The organism is Flavobacterium silvaticum (genome assembly GCF_012911565.1).
GTDB lineage: Bacteria > Bacteroidota > Bacteroidia > Flavobacteriales > Flavobacteriaceae > Flavobacterium > Flavobacterium silvaticum.
The window spans coordinates 197075-215530 of the sequence record NZ_JAAMPU010000106.1; the positions used below are offsets into that span (position 1 = coordinate 197075).

10 protein-coding genes are annotated in these 18456 nt (G+C 45.6%); 6 read left to right on the forward strand and 4 right to left on the reverse strand.

From position 1 onward, the window contains the following. The first annotated feature begins 17 nt into the window (after positions 1-17). From G6047_RS11380 to G6047_RS11390, 3 genes are read left to right on the forward strand one after another with little or no spacing between them, the layout of a single operon-like run. Positions 18-1034 carry an MBL fold metallo-hydrolase gene (locus tag G6047_RS11380; protein ID WP_169527740.1) on the forward strand — a complete coding sequence of 339 codons (1017 nt, stop codon included), beginning with the start codon at positions 18-20 and terminating at the stop codon, positions 1032-1034. After that, positions 1031-2407, forward strand: coding sequence for an alginate export family protein (locus G6047_RS11385; RefSeq protein ID WP_169527741.1), 1377 nt, complete (start codon positions 1031-1033; stop codon positions 2405-2407). Before G6047_RS11380 ends, G6047_RS11385 begins: the two co-directional genes overlap by 4 nt. A gap of 24 nt (positions 2408-2431) precedes the next feature. Continuing rightward, positions 2432-3115 carry a hydrolase gene (locus G6047_RS11390; RefSeq protein WP_169527742.1) on the forward strand — a complete coding sequence of 228 codons (684 nt, stop codon included), beginning with the start codon at positions 2432-2434 and terminating at the stop codon, positions 3113-3115. An 85-nt stretch (positions 3116-3200) separates the two neighbouring features. On the opposite strand, the gene G6047_RS11395 is transcribed toward G6047_RS11390, so the two are convergent. From G6047_RS11395 to G6047_RS11410, 4 genes are all read right to left on the reverse strand, one after another. Then, positions 3201-3743 (reverse strand): hypothetical protein, encoded by a 543-nt coding sequence (locus tag G6047_RS11395; protein ID WP_169527743.1) that lies wholly within the window; start codon positions 3741-3743, stop codon positions 3201-3203. 25 nt (positions 3744-3768) lie between these two features. Then, entirely contained in the window at positions 3769-5919 is a 2151-nt protein-coding gene (locus G6047_RS11400; RefSeq protein ID WP_169527744.1) for a T9SS type A sorting domain-containing protein, read from the reverse strand. Positions 5920-6075: 156 nt separating this feature from the next. After that, positions 6076-6825: a LytR/AlgR family response regulator transcription factor gene (locus G6047_RS11405; protein ID WP_169527745.1), complete on the reverse strand. Its 750-nt coding sequence runs from the start codon at positions 6823-6825 to the stop codon at positions 6076-6078. Positions 6826-6831: 6 nt separating this feature from the next. After that, complete coding sequence (locus tag G6047_RS11410; RefSeq protein WP_169527746.1) at positions 6832-8991, reverse strand: tetratricopeptide repeat protein; 2160 nt, start codon at positions 8989-8991, stop codon at positions 6832-6834. A 453-nt stretch (positions 8992-9444) separates the two neighbouring features. Here G6047_RS11410 and G6047_RS11415 point away from each other — a divergent pair, with 453 nt between their 5' ends. From G6047_RS11415 to G6047_RS11425, 3 genes are all read left to right on the forward strand, one after another. Beyond that, positions 9445-11025, forward strand: a complete 1581-nt coding sequence (locus G6047_RS11415; RefSeq protein ID WP_235946535.1) for a T9SS type A sorting domain-containing protein — start codon at positions 9445-9447, stop codon at positions 11023-11025. Positions 11026-11253: 228 nt separating this feature from the next. Further along, positions 11254-15972: a MopE-related protein gene (locus G6047_RS11420; protein WP_169527747.1), complete on the forward strand. Its 4719-nt coding sequence runs from the start codon at positions 11254-11256 to the stop codon at positions 15970-15972. A gap of 71 nt (positions 15973-16043) precedes the next feature. Further along, positions 16044-18434, forward strand: a complete 2391-nt coding sequence (locus G6047_RS11425; RefSeq protein ID WP_169527748.1) for a beta strand repeat-containing protein — start codon at positions 16044-16046, stop codon at positions 18432-18434. Positions 18435-18456 lie beyond the last annotated feature (22 nt).

Here is an 18456-nt window from a genome sequence, read left to right on the forward strand (position 1 = left end):
CTTTAAAGATCATCATCATGAAAACCATCAGATTACTTACCATCCTATTCGTTTTAGGATGCATTCCGAACCACATACACGCACAATTTCCGTTACCTCCGAAAGTGCCCATCTGGGATGCAAATACGGTAACGTTACAGCTTCATAAACTCGATGAAAACGTCTATTCCGTTTCGCCTTCCACGGTTGAAAAAGAGACTACGAAAGGAATTCCGCAGGCGACTTCTGCCGGATTCATAGTCGGGGAAAAAGGTGTGTTGCTCATTGAGACCATGCTGAACAAAAGGCTCTATGACCAACTGATTGCGCTCGTTCGTACCGTTACTGATAAGCCTATCGTTTACGCTGTCAACACCTCGGATCACGGCGACCATTGTTTCGGGAATTACCTGTTGCCCAAAGAAACCATCGTGATCCAGAACGAATTCGCCAAACAGAACCTGGTCAAAAATTACGACAACATCAAACAGTTCATGATTATGCTGTTCGGCGCAGGCAGAGGCATTGAGGAAAGTGTGTATCGGCCTGCAGATATAGCTATTCCGTTGAATCAGTCGATAAAAATTGATCTTGGAAAAGGTCTTATTGTCGGTTTCGTCAACGTCGGCACGGCTCAATCACCGGCAGATCTTTTTGTGTTCGCCTCGACGCCTTCACGAAAAATCCTTTGGGCCGGAAATCCTTTTATCGCGGAAAGTCCCGCCATTCCGTGGTTGTTCGACGGTTACTTTTTGGAGCCGACACGAAACCTAAGAAAAATATATGACATGGTTGGTGATACTGATATCATAATTCCGGGACATGGTCGCATCACCAATAAATCGGGAATCAAGTACACGCTCGATTATGTGGAAGCACTTCGCAAAAATGTCGAAGCTGCCGTGAAAAAAGGGTTGACGCTGGAACAGACCAAAGCGACCTTAAAAATGAAAGACTTCGATAAGGGCTATGAAATTTTCGACTGGCTGCATTTCAATTTCAACATCCCGAATGCCTACAACGACATTAAGGGAACCAATAAACCGAAATCATGAAAGCATTTATTTCTTCCATTTGTTTGCTGCTATGCCTGCAACTAGCGGCTCAGCAAGAACCTGAATTCCGGTCGTTGCGTTATGACGAAGATTATTCGGCCGTTCGCGATACCACCTTTGCGTCGCGCTGGTATAGCCGGTTGAAGCATTTGGGTTATGCATCGAAAGCGCAAACCTACGTTTCTTTTGGTGGCGACATTCGTTACCAGTATTTCTACAACGAGCATGAAAACTGGGGTGATGCACCCGAAGATCATGACGGTTATATCCTTTCCAGATTTCTGTTGCACGCCGATATCCATTTCACCAAAGGCATACGTGCGTTCGTGCAAACCCAAAGCAGCCTTGCAGACGGACGTATCGACCCGAGCCCTGTAGACCAGAATCCACTTGAAGTGCATCAGGCTTTTGCCGATTTTTCTTTGCTGGACAAACCCAAAACCAAGTTGTTGGTTCGTTTGGGAAGACAGGAATTATCGTATGGCAGCCAGCGTCTGGTATCGGTTCGGGAAGGGCCGAATAACCGCCAATCGTTTGACGGCGCGAAGGCAATCTTAAAGCTATCCGACTTTCAAAGCGACTTTTTCTATACGCATTACGTCCGGGCTTCGGATGGAATTTTTGATGATGAATCAAACCAAAGCCGTCAATTCTGGGGCAGTTATCTGAAGTACAATCGTATTCCAATAATAGGTTCGGCAGAAGTGTATTATCTGGGACTTTACCGCGAATCTGTCAGTTATGAAACAGATTTGCACGGAAACGAGACACGGCATTCCATAGGCCTTCGCATCGCAAACCAGATCGGGAACTGGAAATACGACCTTGAAGGCGTGTATCAATTCGGGCGTTTCGCGATGACCGACATCAGTGCCTGGACCGCTTCAATCAATACGGCCTATCGTTTTACATCCCTTCCGCTGAAACCGGAAATCGGCTTTAAGACCGAAATCATAAGCGGCGATAAACAATCGGGCGACGGGAAAATCGAAACGTTCAATCCGTTGTTCCCCAGAGGTGCTTATTTTGGGCTTGCCGCCATTGTTGGCCCGTCGAACCTCATCGATGTGCATCCGTCCATAAACATGCAATTGGCCAAAGGATTATCCTGGAGCGTGGATTATGATGCCTTTTGGCGCTATAGCGACCAGGACGGTTTATATGCCCCGAATTCAAGCCTGATATTTCCGGCCGGCAATTCCGGAGACAAAGAAATAGGCCAGCAACTAGCAACGGATTTTTCATACGAACCGAATGCGTTCCTGTATTTCCGTGCAGAATTCACCTGGTTTCCGGCGGGCGATTATCTCAAATCTGTAACGCCGGGAAAAGACATTTTATTTACCGGAATCACTATGCAACTGCGGTTCTGATATGCATCCTTAAAACTAAAAATCATGAAAAAAGTATTCTTTTCGGCACTTGTGTTTTGTGCCGCTTTATCTCACGCCCAAAAGCCTTCACCCGATTTACTCAACCCGACGAATCACGCTTTGGTATTGATTGATTTTGAAGGTCAGATGGCCTTCGCGACCCAAAGTATCCCAATAGATCATTTGCGGAATAATGCGGCATTGCTGGCATTCGGTTCCAAAATATTCAACGTATCGACCGTAAACACGACTGTTGCGGAGAAATCTTTCAGCGGCCCGGTTTTTCCTGAAATCCTTGAAGCCTATCCGGATATTTCAGGTTATGTAGACCGATCGACGATGAACACTTGGGAAGATGTCAATGCATACAAAGCCATCACAAGTACGCACAAAAAGAAACTTGTCTTTGCAGGTTTGTGGACAAGTGTGTGTATTGTTGGCCCTGTCTTATCGGCACTTTCAGAAAACTATGACGTGTATGTAATTACGGATGCCTGCGGAGACGTGACACCAGAAGCTCACGAACGCGCCATACAACGTATGATACAGGCAGGAGCCAAACCAATGACATCCGTTCAATATGTTCTGGAACTTCAACGTGACTGGGCAAGGAAAGAAAGTTATGTTGCCGTGAACGATTTGTTGCAGAAATACGCGGGCGGCTACGGAATTGGGATACAATATGCACGGAATATGTTGAAACATTGAAACCGTCAGCTATAAATTCCGAGCCTTCAAAAAAAAGACGCCAACACAATGTGGCGTCTTTTTGCTGGAATGGGTGTATTGTTATTTACTGGGGTTGAAGGTTTGTATTCACCTGATTTGCTCTACTCTTCTTGGCAACCAGCAGTGCAAACAGACCTGCCACCACAACCGGAATTCCGGAAATTAATGCAAACGTGCGGTCTTCAAACCCGGAATGTTGGCCGCGTTTGATATCGGGCGAGGCAAAGTAGACAATGACTGCCACCAATACTGCCGCGACGACTAATTTTGTAACCAGGCTCATATTCGGCTTGAATAAGAGATAAGCGAATACAATGGTAAGTACCAACAAAACCGCAAGGAATATCTGTACGATAAGGTATGTAGAACCGGACGGGGCTTCGCTGATCATCTTTTCTGCCGTAGCGATCTTCTCGTCGAGGTATGCTTTGGTTTCTCCGGAAGTTGTCGCGGCCTGGGCTTTGAATTCATCCATTTGCTGACGGGCTTCAATTAGTTCTTTTTCCGTTTTTTCTTTGTGGACGCCAGCGCTGTAAATGCTGACTGAGCACGTAAGCAAAGCGAAAAGAATGGTAATGATTCCGAAAATTCGGGCTACTATTTTCATTGAATATTGTTTTAAGGTTTATAATTTATTTTTTAAGGACTTTGACGGTTCTGATTTGATTGTCAGCTGTAACCTTCACGAAATAGGTTCCGGAATTCAATGCTGACAAATCGATCATTGCTTCAGTGGCATCTGTTTTTTGGGAAATCAATTGCTGACCCAACAGATTGAATACGGCAACACTGCTGATTCCTCTGGTATTTTTAATGACGACCAATCCGTTTGTCGGGTTCGGATACAGACTGAAATCAGAAGCATCGAAATCTGAATTGCTTAATTCCACTTCTACCGTCACCGTTACCGCAAAGGGTGAGCTGAAGCATCCCCAATCATTTGTGTTGACTGCATAATAGGTGTTTCCGTCGGTGATTACGGTTTCTGTCGGGATTGGATTTTCGTGCGCTAAGGCATCGGCTTCCGAAGCATACCAAATGACATCTGTGGCATTTACGACGATAGCTGCAATAGTAGCATCGTTACCAGCTGTCACCGTAATTGTCTGGGCAGATTCTCCGGTCACAGCTTCAGCTGCGGTGATGGTCAGCGCCAATGTGGCCGTATGCGTACAACCTGCAGCGTTTGTAGTAACGTTCGTGTAGGTTCCGCTTTGCGTGTATGTGGTACCGTTTGCGTTCCACATATAGCTGCCGCAATTCAAAACGTCCGTCCAGGAGGAACTTGGCTGGTTTACAGTAATGGTCATTGTTGTTGTTGAAGCATTCTGTCCGGAAGCCGGTGTGAACGTATAGGTCGTAGTCGCGGTATTGTTCAGCGCAGGAGCCCATGTTCCTGTAACGCCATTCTGTGAAGTTGTCGGTAACGCTTCGAGTGTCTCGCCTGAACAGATGGCAGCCACTTGTGTGAACTCAGGCGCAGTAGGCACAACAAAAGAATTGTTCGTGTATTTCAGGATCACCGAATTCTCACCATTACTCGCCATCAGGTAGAGTGTGCTCGCATCTGGCGAAAGATACAGGCCGCGCACGGAATTACCCCATGAGGAAGTGGTAGGATTCGGAACCGAATAAGATACGTAACCATTCGTCCCGAAAGTAGTATCGAGTTCACCTGTAACGAGGAAGCGCGCCATGATCACATTTTCATTCTGATATGCACTTTGCGTAGTTGTAGTAACACCGGCCACGATGATTTTTCCGTCGGGCTGAACCACGAGTTGTTTGAAATCTACCTTTAGACCATTAGCCAGAAGTGATAAAGAAAGCGCTCCGGAATTCCCAAATGCATTGTACAGGTTGCCTTCGGAATTGCGCTTGTAAATAATGTTGGTTGGGTTCGATGTATTGCTTGAACTCGTCGGAGAACCGCTCAGTGAATAGACATTGCTGTCCGCATCAGCGTAAATATCGGCATTGACACCGCCATAGTATGCATTAAAGCTGTTGATGGTGGTTTGCGGCGTATTCACACCCGGACGCACACGTACATATCCCGAACGCGCATAGTCAAAACCTGTTGTCGAATAGTAGGCCGCACGCACCTGCAGGATGTAATCTCCATTTGGCAGGATGAGGGATTTTCCTGCTCCGTCATACGTGGAATAACCCTGGCTTGAAGAACTCAGGTTGAATCCGTTGGACAGGCCACCCTGCCCACTCCATGACATACTGGAGCCATCGACCATACTGATCTTGCGGGCGACGATGTTGTTGTAGCTTCCGTAGTTCGATACGGTATTTCCGGAAACGATCAGGTCGCCATTGAGGAATGTCGTATAGATGCCACCTTCGACTTCATCCATACTTATTTCGATAGTTCCGTTTTGCCCAAAAGTCGTATCCAATGTTCCATCGGCATTGTAACGTCCGCCGAAAAATTCCCAGCCGCCCGGCCAACCGAGTTCATCACCAGTGAATGCGAGGATTTTGTCGCCTTGGACGAGCAGGTTGTAATACCCGTCGGTTCCAAGTTGATTGAGCGTGATTTGTCCGGAAGCCCCGAAAGCAGCATCTGCCTGGCCGTTTGCCATCAACCGTTTGATGATGTTGTTTTTTTGATAGAGGATTTTCCCATCCTGCAGGAGTTCCGGGTAATAGGTCGTGTTCGCATCGGAAAGCACAACGACGCCATTCGTCCCGAAAGTCGTATCGGCAACGCCATCCTGTGCAAAGAAAAACTGTGAAAACAGTAAAGAAAACGCAATGGTAATTTTTTTCATGTGTGGTTTTTTGAGGTTTGCGCACAGCGATTCTTAGCTGTGACGATGCAAGGATAAACCAAACACGCATGGGAATTTTGGCCGATGAATCTGCGTAAGTATTCACCAGATTACCGTAAGGAATCGACGGATTAACGTTTTGGGATTTTGCCCGTTTTACAGATTATCGAGAACCTCGAGGAATTCGTCTTTTTTGCGCACGGATAAAGGAACCGAAAGTTTATTTTGCATCACAATCGTGTTGCCTCCGTCCGTCTTGATGAAATGGTCGAAATACGCCAGATTGATCAGGTGCGATTTGTGTGTCCGGAAAAAATTGTGTGGAGACAACAACATTTCGTATTCCTTAAGGTTGGTGGAAACGATGAGTTTTGGCGCGTTTATGAAGTTGAAAGTCGTGTAATTCTTGTCTGATTCGCAGCTGACGATATCCTGTATGTTGACCGAATAAATCCTGTCGGCTGTTTTAAGGATAAGTTTCTGCAGGTTCTTCGGACGCTCGATATTGGCGAACAGGTTGCTGAGTTTGGTATCGAAAATTTCTTTGTTGGACGATTCCTCTGCCTTTTTCACAGCTTCTTCGAGCTCTTTCGGATCGAGAGGCTTTAGCAGGTAATCGATGGCCGAAAACCGAAAAGCGCGTATGGCGAAGTCTTCATAACCGGTAATGAAAATCACCTTAAAATCTATTGGCTTTACTTTCTGGAGCAGATCGAAACCGGTTCCGTCCGGCATCTCGACATCGAGAAAAACCAGATCCGGAGAGAGCTGTTTGATTAATTTGATGCCCGATTCAACCGATTCCGCCTGCCCGATTATGGAAACGTTCGGGCAATTCGCCTTTATCATGGCAATATTATCTTTCCGGATATTCTCAATATCATCTATGATCACGGCTCGTAACATACTATTCTAGTTTTCGTAAATGTAGGGAATTTCAAATGCGACTTTTGCGCCTATGATGTTTTGGGCGCGGTCGAGGATGTTGTCTATCTGCAATTCGAACGACTCATTTTTGGTGTACTTGACCAATCGCTCCTTGGTAATCGCCATAGCCATGGATTTGTGTCCGGATTTAGTTTGGGAAGTACCGAAACCAAGGCCGTTATCTGAAACCTCAAAAAACAATTTATCCTTTTTCAAATAAAACCCGATGTGGATCTTGCCATCTGTCTTTTTATTTCCAAGTCCGTGTTTTATGGCATTTTCAATGAATGGCTGTGTGAGCATAGGCGGCAGCATAGTTGCTTCCGGATCAATGGTTTCGTCAACCGAAAGCTCAAAGTCGAACGAATTATCATATAGTAATTGCTGGACGCCGATGTAGTTTTGGATCATCTCGATTTCTTCTTCGAGCGAAATGTAATTCACATCGGAACTTTCAAGTATCTGGCGCGTAAGCCTGGAAAATTTGGTGACGTAATTCAGAGCTTCGTCGGATTGGCCGTTGTTTATGAGGCTGCGGACATTCTGGAGGGAATTGAAGATAAAATGCGGGTTCATTTGCGACCGAAGCAGCTTTTGTTCGGTCAGCAATTGCTTGTTCTGCATTTTGACCCGACGGATTTTCACATAGGCCAGAACCGCTCCAAGAACAACCAAAAGTCCAGCGAATCCTGCAATCCACCCCCATTTCTGCATATTGGTCGAAGCAATTTCCGAATCTTTTTTCAACACCGTCTGGTTAGCCGTATCCAAGCTGTCCTTGTATTTGTATTTGTATTTGACATCTGCGACTTCGGCTACCTTTTCCTTTCTGAAAATACTGTCTTTTAAATCCTTGTGAGCCTCGCTGTTTTCATAGGCGAGTTTGTACTGTTTGGTCTCGTAGTAGATTTGGGAATGCAGTTTGGCCAAATCACTCTGATAGTCCAAAATATGCATCGCTTTGGCAATCGCCTCGCCCTTGTCTGCAAACGCAAGGGCTTTTTCGTAATCTTTTAACCCGAAATAAGCCTGTCCCATTTTAAGGAACGCATATGACAATTCCCTTTTATTTCCCAGTTCCTGTTCTATGGCTATGGCTTTTTCAAGATATGAAATCGCCGGTTGGAAGTTCTTGCCTATCAGTTCGACAGTCCCAAGGTTGAGCAAAATGTTGCCTTCTTCTAAGCGGACACCCAATTCTCTGCTGATGCTGAGAGCCTGATTGAATAGCGCGCGTGCTTTGTCCAGGCTTTGGTAATTCATATGGATCACACCAATATTGGCAAGTGTAGCCATGATTTCCTTTTTGTTTTTGAGCTTTTCGAAAATAGGCAATGCCCTTTCGTAGTATGCAAGCGCTTCCTTTTCCTGGTCAAGTTCCTGGTTCACCAAACCGATATTATTCAGATTTACCGCAATGCCGAATTGCTCACCGAGCTTTTCCTTTATATCCAATGACCGGTTGTAACATTCAAGAGCCAACGGGAATTTGGCTTGTTTCCGATAGATATTACCCATGGCTGTCAGGCTGTTCGCAACCCCTTTTTTATTGCCTATCTTCTCGTCTATTTTCACCGCCTTTTGATACGATTCCATACTTCGGTCAAAATCGCCCCGATTGGAATACAGTGTCCCAATTCCTATCAAACTTGCCGAAAGACGCTTTTGGTCGCCGGTTTCTTCACATAGTGCAATAGCCGCTTTGTAGTTTTCTTCTGCCTTGGTATAATCGGCCAAATAGAAATACGATCGGCCGAAATTAAAATGACAATTCGCCATTCCTTCTTTATCCCTGAGACTTTTATAGATCTCGAAGGCATTGTTGAAGTAAGTCAATGCCGTCTTGTATTCGGCGCGGTTCACCATGATGTTTCCGCTGAAAAGAAGACTATAGGCTTTTCCTTGTTTATAGTACAGATCATCTGATAGTGATTCTGCGTCTTTTAGAAGCTTTAGTGCCTTATCTCCGTCCGACGCAAAAATCTTCGTTGCAATCTTGTTGAGCAGGTTCACGCGGACAGTATCTTTTTTAGGATAATTTTTGAGTACGTTCTGTAAACTGTCAACCGAAGGATTTTGGGCAAAAAGAAAATTTTGGTTTAACAGAAAAAAGAGAATGATCAGAAACTTGGATCGTAGGTTCATTTGATTGGTGGCATTTTATTTTTTCGAGATGATTTGCATTTGGGTTATGCAGAGGCTAAAATTAATCAATTATAAAATCATTCTAAATAGCTTGAAAGAATTAGTTAGCCTATGGATGTTTTAAAGCCATTTTTATGAATTTGGGCCCTTTACATCAAAAAGTAAGAATCTTGTTTTAGGTGGCAAATTTTTAGTATTTCACTCATACTTAGAACCAACAATGAAAACGTTGTAGTTGTAGTAATCCCAAAAAACTATACATTAACCATACAACGTTATCGTTGTTGTGTTTCGCGAATCTGGTTAACCCTTTTATTTGACGGATTATCGGTTAATTCGGGCGTTTTTTTATTTTAGCGGCTGTATAGTTTATATATGTAGTAATTACAGATTACGTAAACATCTTATTCTTTAATTTTGCTTTTAATAATTTTAATTCTAAAAAAATGTAATATGAAAAAAATTACTTTGTTATTAGTAATTTCAATGTTGTTCACCGGAGCATCTGCTTTTGCGCAGCCAACAAATAATGCCCCTACACCAACCAATGCTCAGGCCGATGTAATTTCTGTTTATGGAGAGGCTTTTACCAGTGTTGCGACTAACTATAACCCGAATTGGGGACAAATAGGTCAAGTTGATCCTAATTTTGATCCGGGAACCGGCAATCTTGTACTCGCATATACAAACTTTAATTATCAAGGAACTGAGCTAACGACACAAAACGCGTCGGGAATGGAGTTTCTTCATATTGACATTTGGACTTCAAATGCTACCGTGATTAAAGTTTCTCCTATTAATAATGGTACAGGAGTATCAGAAATTCTGGTAAACGTTCCATTGGTTTCAGGTGGATGGAGCAGTGTAGATCTTCCAAAAAGTGCTTTTGCAGGAATGACATGGGATTCTGTATTCCAAATCAAATTCGACGGGCAACAAGGAGTTGTGCCTTCTGATATTTATCTTGACAATGTTTATTTCTGGAAACCGGCAACGCCGGCAGGTTCCGATGCTTCATTGAGCGATTTGCAGGTTGACGGCTCAACTTTGGCTGGTTTCAATACTACAGTTACCGGTTACACATATGAATTAGTTGTGGGCACGACTACCGTTCCACAAATTACTTTGGCAACTCCTACAGATTCCGGTGCGACCGTTACTTCCATAACACAGGCATCCGGAATTCCTGGAACAGCTTCGGTTTTGGTTACTTCTCAAAACGGAAACGTAACTACCACATATACAGTTAACTTTGTCGCTTCTTTCCCTAACCAGTCACCAACCCCAGCTACTCCTCAAATGGAAGTATTGAATATTTTCAGTGATACGGGAGGTTTCACGAACAACTGGATTCCGGATTATTCATTCGGTACGTTGATCGGAAGCCCGGATCTTGACCCTTCAGACGGAGTCAACCTTGCTAAAAAGATCAATTTTGCCGTTGCCGGATATGGTCAGGGAACTAACCTCGTTACCGATATTTCTGCTTACCAATGGCTACATTTCGATTATTTCGCCGATTCAAATTCAAATGAAATCCGTTTCATCGTAATTGGCAACAATGGTGGAGTAGTGGAATATAATTATGAATTGACAACTGCCGGAAGCAACGGGACACTCGTTCAGGGTTCATGGCAGAGTGTTAACGTACCACTGAGTTTCTTTGAAGGGTTAGGGTTCAACAAGACTACTTTCTTCCAATATAAACTAGGAACCAGCTCTGACCTGGTATCGGATATCGTTTACTTTGACAACATTTATTTCTCTGTGAATGAGCCGTTACTTAACACGGGTAGTTTCGATAAAGCGACATTCAACGCTTATCCGAATCCTACCCAAAATGTCTGGAACATAACTTCAACCCAAAATATCACTTCCGTTAAAATATTTGATGTGACCGGGAAACAAATCAAGGCAATGCAACCTAATGCTTTGAATGTTGTTGTGGATGCTGCTGAATTGTCAAGCGGAATTTATTTCGCCAATGTCATGACAGACAGCGGAAACAAGACAGTTAAACTGGTTAAAAATTGATTTTTTAGGATTTAAAAAACAGACTGTCTGAATAAGATGGTCTGTTTTCTTTTGCCTTTTTTACGAAATCGATGTAGTTTTTTTAAAGTTTAGTAATACCTGTGTTGGCAACTGTCCCCAAAGTAGCCGATAGGAAATCAGTCTGTGTAAACGAAGCTCAGCTTCAAGAAATAAACCCTGTGAGATAAGATTAAGATTAAAACCAACCAACGTGAAAATCAAACTATTATGCAACAAATTAAAAAACTAGTATTTCTGCTATTCATTTTAGCAGCAAGTATCCCTGGTAGTTTTGCCCAAACTGAGTGTGCGGGGACATCCACCGAACTTTCGCAAGGAAGCGGACTTCCACAATACCGTTATGCGTTCACCACGAGCGGAACAGATGTAACGGTTGAATTTGAAGTATTGAGCCCTTTAACCGGCCTTGTAGGCTATGCCTGGAATTTGACCAACGGTTTTTCCGAAACCCAGATGACCAATGTAAGCGGACAGATATTCCGTAAAACATTTACCGGACAGACTATAGGCGGAACCTTTTCTGTAGCCGCCAAATTTGCGTGGGCAGCCGGCGGGTTCGCAGTCACAAAACAGTTCAACTACACCGTAGGCAATACCTGCGGAGGCGGAAGCTCATTGCCCGCTCCAACATTCGGCACATTTACTGTTCCTGCCAAAGTGTTGGGTGACGCAGATTTTGCAATAACACCACCTTCTTCAAACAGCGCGGGTGCCTTTACTTACACAAGCAGCAATACCGGTGTAGCGACAATTGTCGGAGGTAACAGCATTCACATTGTCGGTGGAGGAACATCGACTATTACTGCAAATCAGGCAGCGACAACATCTTATTCTACCGGAAGCACAACTGCATCGTTCGTTGTCACAGTTCCCAATACCACACCAACAGCCGGGCCTGCAACCCCACCAGCTAGAAATGCGTGGGATGTCTTATCTGAATACGGTGCTGCTTATACCAATCAAACAGGTGTCACTTTTTATGATTTTGGCGGAAGCACAATTGTTGGAGATGTCACGTTAGCAGATAATAGCGTCGTCAAGAAATATACAACCCATAGCTATTCCGGAATTTCTACAAATGCCGCACAAAGTTTAAATGTGTCTGCCATGACCTACCTTCATATGGATGTTTGGTCGCCTGACTTCGTTTCGTTCAGGGTTAAACTCGAAGCTGCAAACGGAAGCAACGTAGAACTTGAAGTGCCTGGAGCAAAAAGCCAGGGTGCATGGAATTCCTACGATATCCCTTTGAGTTCGTACAGCGCTGTCGATTTGAACAACCTGAGATACATTGTTCCGGTTACATTCAACCCGAACAACACTACCTTATTCATCACCAACGTCTATTTCTACAGACCTGCAACAGCTTTGCCTCCACCTACTCTCGGTACATTCACGGTTCCTGCAAAAAATTTGGGTGATGCAGATTTTGCCATCACACCTCCAACTTCAAACAGCTCAGGTGCTTTTTCATATACCAGCAGCAACACCAACGTGGCAACCATCGTAGGTGGTAACAGCATCCACATTGTGGGCGGCGGATCATCCACCATTACAGCGACACAAGCTGCAACCGGAAGTTACGGCTCAGCATCGACTACCGCCACATTTGTGGTAAGCTATCCGGCTCCTGGCGCTTCTCCGGTTCCGCCTGCAAGAGATCCGGCCGATGTAGTTTCCATGTTCACCGGAACACCAACAGTCTACGCCAATGCAATCACAGCCGTAAGAGCCGATTGGTCAAATGGCGCAACTACCATGACACCTGTTTCAAACGGAGCAAACACGGCCCTTCGCGTTGACAATATGGGTTATTTGGGACTGATAACAAACGGCGCTAATTTTAGCGTTGTCGGAAAAACAAAACTTCACGTAGATGTTTACCTGAACACGTCTTTGCCAAGCTTGTTTGTATTCCTTTTGGCTCCTGGCGATAATAACTATCAGGTTAACGGTCTTTCAGCAGGATGGAATTCACTTGACATTGATCTGACCAATTACCCTGGCGCAGATTTATCAAACGTCTACGGATTGAAATTCGAATCGAACTCAAGCCCAAGTGCTTTCCAGATGTATCTTGACAACGTATACTTCTACGTTCCTGCGGGTATCGACCCTACTATCACCAATTTCGATATCCCTGCAAAAGTTGTGGGTGATGCACCGTTTGTATTGACACCGCCAACTTCAAACAGTTCAGGTTCGTTCAGCTATACCAGTAGCAATACGAACGTAGCGACAATCATCGGCAGTACCGTTACTGTAGTCGGTGCGGGTACTTCTACTATCACCGCTTATCAGGCCGCAGACGGTGCTTATGAAGCAGGTTCGATCACCGGAACACTGGTTGTCAGCAATCCGCCATTGGCAACTGCAGCACCAACCCCGCCTGCAAGAAACGATTGGGACGTAATTTCATTGTACAGCAATGCTTACACGACACAATCGTCACCGAACTGGCAAAATATCGCTTCTACCACAGATGAGCAATTGCAAGGAAACGACACTAAGAAAATGAGCAATTTCAACATTGAAATCGTGACTTTCAACGCTACCGATGTGTCTGCCATGACCACGCTTCACGTTGACGTGTATTCTGATGATTGTACCGGATTGAACTTCTGGTTGCTCAACAACGGAGACAGAGTCGCCCAACGCTCATTGACTGCAGGCCAATGGAACAGCATCGACATTCCGTTGTCAACTTACACCGCTCAGGGATTGAACTTAAACGGCGTGAGCCTTCTTAAATTCGAAAGCCTCAACGGTGCCGGAAAAACAGTTTACGTAGACAACATTTATTTCTACAGATCAGCAACAGCACTGCCTCCGACAATAACAGATTTTACTGTTCCTGCACAACCTTATGGAGCTGCTCCTTTTACCTTGACCGCCCCAACTTCAAACAGTTCGGGAGCATTTACATACACAAGTAGCAATACAAACGTTGCAACTATCGTCGGCAGTACCGTAACTGTAGTTGGGCCCGGAACATCGACCATTACGGCTACACAAGCTGCCAGCGGAAGCTATGGTTCGGGAAGCATCACTGCTCAATTGGTTGTGGCTTATCCTGCACCGGGACCTTCACCGATACCACCGGCAAGAACAGCTGACAGAGTGGTTTCTATGTACACCGGAACCCCTACGGTTTATGCAAATGCTATTACAGCTGTACGTTCCTATTGGACAGGCGCAACAACAATGACTGAAGTTGCCAACGGAACAAACACGGCTTTGCGTCTGGATAATTTTGGATTCTTAGGCTTAGTGGATCAGAATGAAGTGCATTTCAGCGCAGAAGGAATGAGCCATTTACATGTAGATGTTTACCTGAACGAGCCATTATCAAACTTGTTTATCTTCTTGCTGTCTAACGGCGATCATCAATATACGGCTACTAACCTTACTGCTGGATGGAATTCGCTTAGCATTCCGTTGACGAATTTCCCGGGTGCGACTCTTTCAGATATATACGGATTGAAATTCGAGCAGAATACAACCCCGACTCAAATGTATATCGACAATGTTTACTTCAGCAACGAATGCTACACCTATTACGCCGATGCTGACAGCGATGGTTACGGAGATCCGGCCAATTCAATTCTTGCTTGTGAGGCTACTCCGGGATATGTATTGAACAATACAGATTGTAACGATGCTGCCCTTGCGATAAACCCTGGCCATGCCGAGGTGTTATACAACGGTGTAGATGATAACTGTAACGGACAGCTCGATGAAGGAAACCAGTTGCTTTCCAACGTGATCAACGCGCAGTGCGGCATCACCCTTGCCGCCATTAACTCGGTGATCCAGGTGACCACCTTCCCGAACATCACCCAGTACCGTTATCAGGTTTATAAAGTAGTTGGAGGTGTCGAAACCGGAGCGCCACAATACGTAGAGCGTGCCCAGGGATATTTCTCGTTCACCAACATGGCATCTTATGACTATGCCTCCACGTACAGCATTCGCGTCCAATTACAACGCAACGGAATCTGGCTCGGGTATTATGGAACGGCCTGTCAGGTATCGACCCCTGCATTGCTCGACAACCCGAACGGATCGGGAGCCATCAACCCGTCACAGTGCGGCATCCAGCTGGCCACCATCTCGACGCTCATCGCAACGCCTAGCCTCCTTGGGGCCACGGCCTACAAGTTCCGTGTGACCAACCAGACCGACTCGTCGGTTCCGGGCCAGGTACAGGAGATCGAGCGTACGCAGAACTACTTCGCCCTGACCATGCTTCCGTATTATTTCTACGGAACGACTTACAGTGTCGAGGTGGCCGTCAAGACCAACGGGGTGTTCTCGGGTTACGGCGCTCCGTGTCCGATCTCATCACCGGGGGTTCCGATGATCAACAACTGCGACCAGCATATGGCACAGCAGAACAGCTACATCTCCACGGCGAGCCTGAACAAGGCCACGGCCTACCGTTTCGAGGTATCCCTTGTGGATGGCAACGACAACCCGGTCTCCTCGCAGATCGTCGATCGTACCCTGTCCTACTTCAACTTCAGCATGGTGCCGGGTTACATACCGGGCGGCAAGTACATGGTGCGCGTGGCCGTAAGGACCACGGGTTACCATTCACCGTTCGGTGAGGCCTGTTTCGTGTATGCTCCGGGAGCATTGCGCCAGGACGGGACACAACAGCCTGAAGTGATCGCACAGCGTTTCAATGCTACCGTATTCCCGAACCCGTATGCCGAGAGCTTCTCGCTCGACCTGGATTCGACTTCGGAGGAAGCCGTGCAGGTACGTGTGTATGACATGATCGGTAAACTGCTTGAGGAAAGATCCTTCGAAGCCAGCCGGATCGAACTGGCCCAGTTCGGGGAGAAATACCCGAGCGGGGTTTACAATATCGTATTGACACAAAGCGGCAACGTGAAAACGTTACGTGTGATCAAAAGGTAATTTTTGGGTTGTTGATAAAAACACCTCTCTTAATTGGGGGGTGTTTTTAATTTCTTTAAAAAATTAAGACTATGAAAAACGCAAGAAATAAATTAGCGATACTGCTCTTTTTATTTTCGATTGCCGGTATTGCACAGGTTGGTATCGGAACAACAACTCCATCGGCCACACTTGATGTAACAGCAGCAAATTTAACCGGAACTACGGTAGATGGCGTGTTGATTCCAAGAGTTTCAAGGCTTCGTGCCCAAACCATGACCGGTACGCCTACTTCAACCATGCTTTATGTAAACGACATAACGAACGGAACCGCAACCGGAACAACAATCAACGTAACCTCTGTTGGTTTTTATTTCTTCAATGGCACCGTTTGGGAAAAACTCGCTTCCGGGGCAGCTTCTACCGATTGGGCCGTAACCGGTAATTCAGGACTATCAGGAACAACTAATTTTCTGGGAACAACAGACGATATTGATTTGGCTTTCAGAAGAAACAACATCGCTGCCGGAAAAATAGGGACAACAAGTACATCTTTAGGTGTAAATGCCCTTGCCGCAGGAGTTGCTACAAACAGTGTTGCAATCGGGACGAATGCGTTACGATTAACTACAGGTTTGGACAATGTGGCCGTTGGAAATGGCACCTTACAAGCAACGACTACAGGAATACAAAATACCGGTGTCGGAAATGCGGCATTGGCTGTAAATACAGGAAGTGCCAATACGGCTATCGGAAATCAGGCCATGACTTCAAATACATCTGCAAGCAACGGCACTGCCGTCGGATTCCAGGCTTTGAGAAATAATACTACTGCCAGCAACAATACGGCCTTGGGGTTCCAGGCTTTGGCAACCAATACCACGGGAAGCGCCAACACAGCAGTAGGATTCCAGGCTTCTACGGCAATTCTTGGAGGAGCGAGAAATACATCTATTGGCAATGCTGCCTTGACGGGTAATATTGCAGGCAATGAAAACACAGCCGTAGGTAACAATGCTTTAGGACGAACTACAGGATCGGGAAATACTGCTATGGGACATGAAGCTATGTTTGGTTCGGCTTCAGCATTTACTAATACAACCGGAATAGGATGGCATGCCCTATTCTCTAACTCCGGAAGCGGAAATACGGCCTTGGGTTATAATGCACTTCAGGGAAATGCGACGGCCATAGGAAATACAGCCGTCGGTTCATCTTCCCTGAATAACAATACAGGCTCTAATAATACAGCTCTGGGTACATCGGCGGGATTCGAACATGGCATAGGTGACAATAACACCTATATAGGTTTTGAAGCCGGAAGATATAGTTCAGGCCTTAACTCAACCATCAGCAATACCTTCCTTGGATCACAGGCAGGGCTTTATTCGTCAGGATCTTACAATACCGCTTTGGGTTCAAATACCCTGAAAGCGAATGCCGCTACAGCAAACAACGTGGCCATAGGATACAATTCACTGACTGCAAACACATCAACCAACAATACCGCTATCGGTTATGGAACATTAAGCGGTAACACTGCGGGCACGGCCAACGTGGCGCTTGGTTATAATGCGGGTTCTGCCGAAACAGGTTCGAACAAATTATACATTGAAAATACAAACGCCAATGCCAATGCCGCTTTGATTTATGGCGAATTCGACAACAACATTGTCCGTGTCAACGGTACGTTGCAAATCAGCAATCCGGCTACAGCGAACGGATATGCCTTGCCAATCGTAAGAGGTACGAACGGCCAAATACTGCAAACGGATGGCGCCGGAGCAACTTCATGGGTCAGCCCGTCGTCAATGACGATTACCGAAACAGATCCGCAGGTTTCTTCCGCAACTACAAGTGCTGTCCCAAGATGGAATGGTACCACCCTTGTTGATGGTGTGATTCGTGACGATGCTACAAACGTAGCAATCGGCGGTACCCCGACAACTGGCAACAAACTCGATGTGACCGGAAAAACCAAAACGACTAATTTCCAGATGACCAATGGTGCAGCCAGCGGCTATATGTTACAGAGCGATGCTACCGGAAATGCGAGTTGGGTCCAGAATCCGCTGAATGCATTGTCAATGGTACGTGTCAACCTTTTGGCAGACCAGGTTTTAGGTGGAACCGGCTGGGAAAAAATAAATTTTGACACGGAAGCTTTTGACACCGGAAACGAATTTACCGCAGGCAGGTTCACGGCAACAAAAGCCGGCCTTTATAAAGTCAATGCGGCTTATCATACCTTCAACCAGAGCAACGGCAACATGTACTCGATTGGAATCCAGGTCAACGGAGCTTTCTACCAAATCACGTCTTACGATCATAATGGACATGGCATTGTGGAACGCTCGGTAAGTTGTATGGTTCAGCTGGCTGTTGGGGATTATATCGAGGTTTTGGCCGAAGACTCGGTTGCCGGAGTAAGCATAGACCATTACAGCGGCAAGACGGTCGTAGAAATCCAACAGATACGGTAAGGCCAAACACCCTTTTACAATT